The organism is Kitasatospora sp. NPDC058184 (assembly GCF_042883725.1).
GTDB lineage: Bacteria > Actinomycetota > Actinomycetes > Streptomycetales > Streptomycetaceae > Kitasatospora.
Map to the genome: position 1 here is coordinate 300,459 of NZ_JBHVVE010000006.1, position 9,088 is coordinate 309,546.

Genomic DNA, 9,088 nt, shown 5'->3' on the forward strand with positions numbered 1-9,088 from the left:
CCGGGCCCCGGCCCGCTCCGCGCACCGACCACGTCTGGAGAACCGCATGCCCGAGGGACCGCACCGGCCGCGCCGCGGCGCCACCACGATCGAGGAGGTCGCCCGGGCGGCCGGGGTCTCCCGGCAGACCGTCTCCAACGCGCTCAACGCGCCGCGGCGGGTCCGCCCGGAGACGCTGGACCGGGTGAACGCGGCGATCCGCGAACTCGGGTACCAGCCCGACCAGTCGGCCCGCTCGCTGCGCAGCGGCGCCCGGCGCACCCTCGGCTACCTCGCCCCGGTGGACGACCCGCTCGACCCCAACCCGCTGATGGCCGGCTTCCTGGAGGCCCTGGTCGACGCGGCCGGGGCGGCGGGGCAGCGGGTGCTGCTGTTCCGGCCGGGGCAGGGCGCGGCCGACCCGGTGGCCGCCATCGACGAACTGGTGGCGGCCCGTCAGGTGGACGGACTGGTGCTGGCGGACGTCCTGCACGAGGACGTCCGGATCGCCCACGCGGCCCGGCTCGGCGTCCCGTTCGCCAGCTTCGGCCGGACCGGGCCCGGCGAGCCCCAGCGCTGGGTGGACATCGGCAACGAGGCGGCGATGGCCGAGGTGGTGCGGCACCTCGCGGCGCTCGGCCACCGCCGGATCGGCTACCTCGGGGCCGCCGAGGAGCTGCCCTGGATGGCGGCGCGGCGGGCCGGATTCCTGGCCGAGGCACGCCGGTTGGGCCTGTCCGCGGTGGCGGTGGGGGCTTCCGGGGCGGGGAGTTCCGGTACGGCCGCCGCGGGTTCCGTGGTGGCCTCCGTACGGGCGCTGCTGCGCGGGCCCGACCGGCCCACCGCCTTCGCGGCCGGCAGCGACCTGCTGGCGCTGGACGTGTACGAGGCGGTCCGGGCGGAGGGGCTGGTGGTCGGGCCCGGCGGGGTGGCCGTCACCGGGTTCCACGACACGCCGCTCTGCCGCCACCTCCACCCCGCGCTGACCTCGGTCCGGCTGCCGCTGCGGGCGATCGCCACGGCGCTGGTCGGCCGGCTGCTGGACCAGGTGCGCGGGGAGGCGGCGGCGGGGGAAGGGCTGGAACTGCCCACCGAGCTGGTGGTGCGGGGGAGTTCGGGCCGGCCCGGCTGAATCCTTCGGATCCGTCAGCCGGTTCGGCCCGTGTGGTCCGCCGTCGCGGCCACGATCAGCTCGCCGACCAGTCCGGCGGCGGCTGCCCGCTGCTCGGCGGGCAGGGCGTCGTCGGTGACCAGGACGTCCAGCTGGTCCAGGTCGGCGAAGGAGGCCAGGCCGACCGCGTTCCACTTGGTGTGGTCGGCCACCACGACCACCCGGCGGGCCGAGCTGAGGAAGGCGCGGTTGGTCTCCGCCTCGGCCAGGTTCGGGGTGGTCAGCCCGGCCTCGGGGGAGAGGCCGTGGCAGCCCAGGACCAGCAGGTTGACGTGCAGGGAGCGGATCGCCTGGTCGGCCACCGGCCCGACCAGCGCGTCCGAGGGGGTCCGCACGCCGCCGGTGCGGATCACCGTGGCGGTGGACGGGGTGCCGTCCTCGGCGGGCTGTTCCAGCAGCTCGGCGATCGGCAGCGAGTTGGTCACCACGGTGAGGCCCTCGACCGCGCGCAGCCGCCGGGCGACCGCGTAGGTGGTCGTCCCGCCGGCCAGCCCGACCGCCGAGCCCGGCGGTACGAGTGCGGCGCCGGCCCGGGCGATCGCCTCCTTGGCGGGCAGCTCCCAGTGCGCCTTGGTCTCGAACCCGGGCTCGCCGGTGGCCGGTGCCTCGACCCGGACCGCGCCGCCGTGCACCTTGTGCACCAGGCCGCGGCGGGCCAGCGCGTCCAGGTCGCGCCGGACCGTCATGTCCGAGACCCCGAGGTCGCGGACCAGTTCGGTGACCCGGACCCCGCCGCGCGCGCGGATCTGCTCCAGGATCAGCACGCGGCGCTGTCCGGCGAGCGGTTGGGCGCTGTCAGCCATCGGGAGGCCTCCTTCGACCACGTCCGGTGCGTGGTCCTGGTGGATAATGTTTGAGATTGTAGCTTTCTGTTGATTCCGGTGTTCCACTCAGAGCTCAGAGGAAGAAGGGCCATGCCCGGGACGTCCCTGACCCAGCCCACCGTCAGGACCGTGACCACCCTCGCGGACGGTCGGCAACTGATCTACTACGACAGCGGCGCGGCCTGCGACGCCGCCTGTGACGGCGGTGCGGCCTGCGGTGGTGGCACGGCCTGCGACGGCGGCACGGCCGCCCGCCGCGACGCCGTGGACGAACGGCCGCTCGACCCGCAGACCCCCGGCTCCGAGGTCCGGCTCGACCCGGCCACCGGCGACTGGGTCACCATCGCGGCCCACCGCCAGGCACGCACCTACCAGCCGCCGCCCGAGGAGTGCCCGCTCTGCCCGTCCCGGGACGGGCGGCACAGCGAGATCCCGACCGCGGACTACCAGGTGGCCGTCTTCGAGAACCGCTTCCCCTCGCTGGCCGGCCCGCCCGCGGAGCCCGTCCGGGCCGCCGAGGGCCTGTGGACCAGCGGCCCCGGCGCCGGGCGCTGCGAGGTGGTCTGCTTCACCGCCGACCACGAGGCCTCCTTCGCCGACCTCACCCCCGAGCGGGCCCGGCTGGTCCTGGACGCCTGGACCGACCGCACCGCCGAACTCTCCGCCCTGCCCGGCGTGCGGCAGGTCTACTGCTTCGAGAACCGGGGCGCCGAGATCGGCGTCACCCTCGCCCACCCGCACGGCCAGATCTACGCCCTGCCCTTCACCGCGCCGCGCACCGCCCGGATGGCCGCCCGCGCCGCCGAGCACCGCGCCACCGCCGGCCGCAACCTCTTCGACGACCTGCTCGCCGCCGAACGCGCCCACGGCGAGCGCGTCGTCCTCGCCGGGACGCACTGGACGGCCTTCGTCCCCTTCGCCGCCCGCTGGCCGTACGAGGTGCACCTGTACCCGCACCGCAGGGTGCCCGACCTGACCGCGCTGGACGCCGACCAGCGGGACGAATTCCCCACCCTCTACCTGGAGTTGCTGCGCCGCTTCGACCGGCTCTTCGGCACCGGCCGCACCCCGTACATCTCCGCCTGGCACCAGGCCCCCGCCGATCAGCGGGACGAACTCGCCCTGCACCTGGAGCTGTTCACCATCCGCCGCACCGCCGACAAGCTCAAGTACCTGGCCGGGGTGGAATCCGGCATGGACGCCTTCGTCAACGACGTCACCCCCGAGCACGCGGCCCGCCGGCTGCGGGAGGCCACCGCATGAACGACTTCGCGCAGCTGTACGGCCGTCCGTCCGAGGGGGAGTGGGCCGCCCCCGGCCGGGTGAACCTGATCGGCGAACACACCGACTACAACCTCGGGTTCGTCCTCCCGATCGCCCTGCCGCAGACCGTCCGCGCCCAGGCCGCCCGCAGCGGGGACGGACTGCTGCGGCTCTGGTCCGCCCAGGGCCGGGAACTCGTCGCGCTCCCGGTCGACGACCTCGCGCCGGGCTCCGTGCCCGGCTGGGCCGGCTACCCGGCCGGGGTGGTCTGGGCGCTGCGCGAGGCCGGGCACCCGGTCGGCGGGGCGGACCTCCGGCTGGACAGCGACGTGCCCAGCGGCGCCGGGCTGTCCTCCTCCGCCGCCCTGGAGTGCGTCGTCGCCGCCGCCTACAACGACCTGTACGGGCTGGGCCTTTCGGCCGCCGAGCTGGCGGTGCTCGCACAGCGGGCCGAGAACGCCTTCGTCGGCGTGCCCTGCGGGATCATGGACCAGATGGCCTCCATGTGCTGCCGCCCCGGGGCCGCGCTGTTCCTGGACAGCCGGGATCTGACGATGCGTCAGGTGCCCGTCGACCTGGCGGGCGCGGGCCTGGCCCTGCTGGTCCTGGACACCCGGGTGAAGCACGACCTCGGCGACGGCGCCTACGCCGCGCTGCGGGCCGGCTGCGAACGGGCCGCCGCCCTGCTCGGGCTGTCCGCGCTGCGCTCGCTCCAGCCGTCCGGGCTGGCCGACGCGCTCGCCCAACTCCCCTCGGAGCTGGTCCCGTTGGTGCGGCACGTGGTCACCGAGAATGCCCGGGTGGAGGCCGCCGTCGCCCTTCTGGACGCCGGCGACCCCGCCGCGCTCGGCCCGATCCTCACCGCCGGACACGCCTCGCTGCGCGACGACTACCGGGTCTCCTGCCCGGAGACCGACCTCGCCGTCGAGGCCGCCGTGGTCGCCGGCGCCCACGGTGCGAGGATGACCGGCGGCGGCTTCGGCGGCTCGGTCATCGCCCTGGTGGACGCGGACGCGGCCGGACACGTCGCCGCCGAGGTCACCGCCGCGTTCCGCGCGGCCGGGTACGCGGAGCCGCGCACCCTCACCGCCGTCCCGGCGGAGGGGGCGCGCCGGCTCCGGTGAGCTGCCGGCTCCGCCTCCTTGGGCGGGGTCAGGCCTTGTGGGCCGCCGGGCGCTCCGGGGACGCCTCCGCGAGCGCCCGGGTGACCGCCTCGACGCCGGCGCGCAGCCCGTACACCGGGGTGGCCGGCTGCTGGCGCCAGGACTCGTCGATGCCGCCCGCGTCCACGGTGTCGAAGCCCAACTCGTCGACCAGCGCCCGGATCACCCGCTTGGCCGCCTCGTCGTCCGAGGCGACCGGCACGGCCAGCCGCTCCGGGTCGCCCGCCGGGCGCGGACGCTCCAGCAGGTCCTGGGCGTAGGTGCCGTTGAACACCTTCACCACCCGGTGCCCGATGTGCTGCTCCGTCCACCGGCTCTCGGTGAGCCCGCCGTCCTCGATCGCGTCGATCCGGCCGTCGCGCTCCTTCGGGTAGTAGTTGCCGGTGTCGATCACCGCGACGCCCTCGGCGGCGCCGTCCAGCAGCCCGGCGGGCAGGTCCGGCACGTTCTTCAGCGGCACCGTCACCACCACCACCTGTGCCCCGCGGGCGGCCTCGGGGACCGTCACCGCCGTCGCCCCGGTCTCGTCGACCAGCGCCTTGAGCGTCTCCGGGCCGCGGGAGTTCGCCACCGCCACCTCATGCCCCAGCGCGGTCAGCCGCCGCGTCAGGTTGCCGCCGATGTTGCCCGCGCCGATGATGCCGATCTTCATGGGAAGTCCTTCTTCGCGAGTGCCGTAGTGGACCGTCGCCTTGGCCCAACCACCCGGTGATCGCTCCGATTCCCGGTCGGGAGGGCGGTTTTCCGGAGCCGTTCTCCAGAGGTGTCTTTCGGAGGGTGGTCCTCCGGGACCCACGGTCGGACCGGGCCTGGTGCCGGCCCGGCACCGGTCACGAGGGTGGACGCCATGAACAACATCTCCTCCGACGCCACCACCCCCGCCGTCCTCGTCACCGGCGGCACCAGCGGCATGGGCTTCGCCACCGCCCGCCACCTCCTCGGCACCGGCGCCCGGGTCGTCATCACCGGCCGCGACGAGGACCGGCTCGCCCGCGCCGCGGCCCGCCTCGACGCCGGCGACCGGCTGCTCACCGTCCGCGCCGACGCCTCCGTACCCGCCGACCTCGCCCGGCTGGCCGACACCGTGGGTGAGCGGTACGGCCGCCTCGACGGGGTCTTCGCCAACGCGGGCGTGGCCGGCTTCCAACCGGTCGGCGAGGTGGCGGAGGCCGAGTTCGACCGGATCGTCGCCACCAACCTCAAGGGCGTGTTCTTCACCGTCCAGCACGCCCTGCCGCTGCTGGACGCCGCCGGCGGCGGATCGGTCGTCCTCAACGCCTCCTGGACCCCGCACCGCGGCCTGCCCGGCGCCGCCGTCTACGCCGCCAGCAAGGCCGCCGTCCTCAGCCTCGCCCGCACCCTCGCGAGCGAACTGGCCGGGCGCGGCATCCGGGTCAACTCGGTCAGCCCCGGCTACATCGTCACCGAGATGTTCCACGCGGCCGTCCCCGACCCGGCCGACCACGAGCCGATCCGCCGCCACGTCCCACTCGGCCGGCTGGGCACCGCCGAGGACGTCGCGGAGACGGTCGCCTTCCTGCTCTCCGAGCGCTCCTCCTACATCACCGGTCAGGACGTCGTGATCGACGGCGGGCTCGTCCCGGCCTTCCCGTCGCTGACCGGCTGAGTGCCTCTTCGTGCCTGGTCCTGGCAGGACCAGGCACGGCGGCACCCGTCCGGGTGAGAATCCATGACGTGAACCCGAGCAGCGCCCTGAGCGAATTCCTCCGCACCCGCCGAGCCGGCCTGCGCCCCGAGGACGTCGACCTCCCCGACTACGGCGGCCGCCGCCGCGTCGCCGGACTGCGCCGCGAGGAACTCGCCCACCTCGCCGGCGTCAGCGTCGACTACTACACCCGCCTCGAACAGGGCCGCGTCGGCAACCCGTCCGACGCCGTCCTCGACGCCGTCGCCCGCGCCCTGCGCCTCGCCCCCGACGAGTCCGGCCACCTCCACCGCCTCGCCCGCCCCACGCCCAGGCCGCGCCGCCGCCCCGCCGTCCGCCAGCAGCCGCGCCCCTCCCTGCTGCACCTGCTGGAACAGCTCCACCACACCCCCGCCGTGGTGATGGGACACCGGATGGACATCCTGGCCTGGAACCGCGCCGCCGTCGCCCTGTTCGGCGACTACGGCGCCCTGCCCGTCGAGGACCGCAACATCGCCCGCATCACCTTCCTCGACCCCGCCTCCCGCGAGCTCTACGCCGACTGGGCGGGCTGCGCACGCGAGAACGTCGCCTTCCTCCACCTCGAAGCCGGCCGCCGCCCCGACGACCCCCTGCTCGCCGAACTGGTCGGCCGACTCTGCCTCGGCAGCGAGGAGTTCCGCCAGATGTGGGCCGACCACCCGGTCGCCGACAAGACCTCCGGCCGGAAGTCCTTCCGCCACCCCCTCGCCGGGACGCTCGACCTCGCCTACGACACGCTGCGGCCCGCCGACGACTCCGGACAGGCGCTGGTCACCTACACCGCCGACCCGGGCTCGGCCTCGGACGACGGGCTGCGGGTACTGCTGTCGTGGGCGGCCTCGGGCTGACCTTCCCGGGTCACATCGAGCAGGTTTCTCCTGACCAGACCGGTGGACGGATGGTCCGGCCCGAGGACACGGTCGAGGTCGGCCACCGCCTGGTGGAGCATGTGCACCGCCTGATCCGGGCGCCCCGAATCCCGGTACATGACGGCGAGGTTGTTGCGGGTCGCGAGAGTATCGGGGTGATCTCCGCCGAGGAGGCGCTGGCGGCCGGCGAGGACCTGTTCCAGGAGACCGATCGCGTCGGTGGTGCGTCCGGCCCTCAAATAACCGACGGCAAGGTTGTTCCCGACCAGGAGGGTGTCGGGGTGGTCGGTGGCGAGGATGCGTCGGTGGTCGGTGAGGGCCTGTTCCAGGAGGCTGATCGCGTCGGTGGTCCGGCCGGTCTCCAGATAGGTGGCGGCGAGGTTGTTCCGGGCCATGAGGATGGCGGGGTGATCGCCGGGGAGGATCTGTTGGCGGTCGGACAAGACCTGTTCCTGGATGCTGACGGCCTTGTCGGTGTGTCCGGCCTCCCAGTACGAGTGCGCGAGGTTGTGGCGGGCGGTGAGGACATCAAGATGCTTGTCGCCCAGAAGCCGCGTGCTCGTGGCGGAGAGATTGCTCCAGTACTGAACTCCGGTGGTGTACAGGCCTGCGTCCACGAGGCTTTTCCCACACCGGAACAGGAGATCGTGAACCCCTGATGACGGTTTGATCAGCTCCTTGGCACCGTGCCCGGCCAGCACCTCGGTGTTGGCCCGAAGCGTCGTCGCCAATCCCTGCACGCTGTAATCCGATTTCGGCCACAGCTTGAGTAGGGCATCAGCGACCGCCCGGCTGGATCGCGACGTGTCGGGCCCCATGTCGAGGGTGGCCCGGGCGGTGAGCGCATGGAGCGTCACCTCCCGGTGGGGGGTCTCGGTGAGGGTGACGAGGCTGTAGTTGTGCAGTACGGCGAGTGCGTCGAGCACGTCGTCGGACGTGACGGGCGTGCCGTGGGCGTTACCGAGGTGATCCAGCACGGCCTCGGTGCTCCACACGTTCTCCGGATGGCCGGCGGGGTCGAGCAACGCGGCCACATGGAGCACGGGCCCGGCGAGCCCGACCGGCTCCTCCTGCTGCGCCGCGTCCAGGGCCAGCAGCAGGGCCGCCGTCACCGGGCCCTGGTAGCCGTCGGCGCCGGTGCGGTCGGGGAGGACGGCGTCCAGGCTGCGGGTGCGGTCGCGGAAGAGCCCGAGGTAACGGCCGCAGGTGCGGCGGGTGTTGACCATGTAGGCGGCGGCGTGGGCCAGCGCGAGTGGCAGGTGGCCCAGTTCTTCGGCGAGTTCGGCCGTGTGTTCGTCGAGGAAGCGGGTGCACTTCGCCCGCTCCAGGCGCTCGCTCAGGTAGCTGATGGATTCGGCGGGGGAGTACGTGGTGATGTCGATGAGTGTCCGGTCGCCGCCGGTGCTGGCGGCGCCCCGGTGGCGGGTGGTGGCGATGACCCGTCCGCGTCCGCCCCGGCTGGTGACGGGCCACAGCTGTTCCGGGGTGTGCTCGGTGGTGTTGTCGAGGACGATCAGCCATCCGCGCTCGGTGGTGGCGAGCCAGGCCAGGAAGCGTTCGGCGTCCTGCTCGGCCTCGCCGTTCGCCCCGGGGACCCGGAGTTCGACGGCGGCCCGGGCGTACAGCTCGGTGACGGCGGAGGGCTCGGCGGCGTCGGCCCACAGCACGAGGTCGGTGCCCGCCTCGACGGCCTCGCGCGCGTAGTGCGCCGCGAGTTGGGACTTCCCGACGCCCCCGCCACCCGCCAGCACCTGGCTGAGCACGACCGTCCCGTACTGCCCGCGCGCCGCGTCGATCTCCTGCCGCAGCTGCTCCCGGGGTTGGAAGGCGGTCGCCTTCGGCGGAATCCGCCCGATCACCACCGGCCACCGCACCTCGTTACTCGGTGCGGCGTACTGGTTGAAGGTCATCTCTCCCGCCTGGAAGGCATCGCCGTTGACGGTCCCGCCGTCGATACCGTTGCCGACCTGCCACCCCTGCTGCACCTGCTCGCCCCCGCCGCCCTGCGTGTCGTGGCGTCCATTATGGGATCCGGAAACAGCGCTGCCGTGGCGCCCGGGGGGGGGGGGGGCCGGCCCCGCCGACCGGCCGGGGGCAGGACGCCTGGCGGGAGTTCGGCGCCCGGCTGCGGC

8 protein-coding genes are annotated in these 9,088 nt (G+C 74.2%); 5 read left to right on the forward strand and 3 right to left on the reverse strand.

What is annotated here, in order from left to right:
• Positions 1-46: 46 nt before the first annotated feature.
• The gene (locus tag ACFVXH_RS14525; RefSeq protein WP_074002529.1) at positions 47-1,111 is read left to right on the forward strand and encodes a LacI family DNA-binding transcriptional regulator; all 1,065 of its coding nucleotides are present in this window, start codon (positions 47-49) and stop codon (positions 1,109-1,111) included.
• Between the two features lie 14 nt (positions 1,112-1,125).
• Here the strand turns inward: ACFVXH_RS14525 and ACFVXH_RS14530 are convergent, their stop codons facing one another.
• Positions 1,126-1,953, reverse strand: coding sequence for a DeoR/GlpR family DNA-binding transcription regulator (locus ACFVXH_RS14530; protein WP_387823312.1), 828 nt, complete (start codon positions 1,951-1,953; stop codon positions 1,126-1,128).
• A 111-nt stretch (positions 1,954-2,064) separates the two neighbouring features.
• On the opposite strand from ACFVXH_RS14530, the gene galT reads away from it, so the two are divergent.
• Both galT and galK read left to right on the forward strand, forming a co-directional pair.
• Positions 2,065-3,237 carry a galactose-1-phosphate uridylyltransferase gene (galT, locus tag ACFVXH_RS14535; protein ID WP_387823315.1) on the forward strand — a complete coding sequence of 391 codons (1,173 nt, stop codon included), beginning with the start codon at positions 2,065-2,067 and terminating at the stop codon, positions 3,235-3,237.
• Positions 3,234-4,361 carry a galactokinase gene (gene galK, locus ACFVXH_RS14540; protein ID WP_387823318.1) on the forward strand — a complete coding sequence of 376 codons (1,128 nt, stop codon included), beginning with the start codon at positions 3,234-3,236 and terminating at the stop codon, positions 4,359-4,361. The genes galT and galK overlap by 4 nt, the downstream gene beginning before the upstream one ends.
• Positions 4,362-4,389: 28 nt before the next feature.
• Here galK and ACFVXH_RS14545 read toward each other — a convergent pair whose 3' ends face one another.
• On the reverse strand, positions 4,390-5,052 hold the full coding sequence (locus tag ACFVXH_RS14545; protein ID WP_387823321.1) for an NADPH-dependent F420 reductase: 663 nt from the start codon (positions 5,050-5,052) through the stop codon (positions 4,390-4,392).
• 195 nt (positions 5,053-5,247) lie between these two features.
• On the opposite strand from ACFVXH_RS14545, the gene ACFVXH_RS14550 reads away from it, so the two are divergent.
• A complete protein-coding gene (locus tag ACFVXH_RS14550; RefSeq protein WP_074002532.1) occupies positions 5,248-6,027 on the forward strand; it encodes an SDR family NAD(P)-dependent oxidoreductase in 780 nt (259 codons plus the stop codon).
• A gap of 68 nt (positions 6,028-6,095) precedes the next feature.
• Positions 6,096-6,935 (forward strand): helix-turn-helix domain-containing protein, encoded by an 840-nt coding sequence (locus ACFVXH_RS14555; RefSeq protein WP_241852881.1) that lies wholly within the window; start codon positions 6,096-6,098, stop codon positions 6,933-6,935.
• Here the strand turns inward: ACFVXH_RS14555 and ACFVXH_RS14560 are convergent.
• On the reverse strand, positions 6,863-9,088 hold a 2,226-nt coding region (locus ACFVXH_RS14560; protein WP_387823325.1), incomplete at its 5' end, for a tetratricopeptide repeat protein. The two genes, ACFVXH_RS14555 and ACFVXH_RS14560, sit on opposite strands and share 73 nt — an antisense overlap.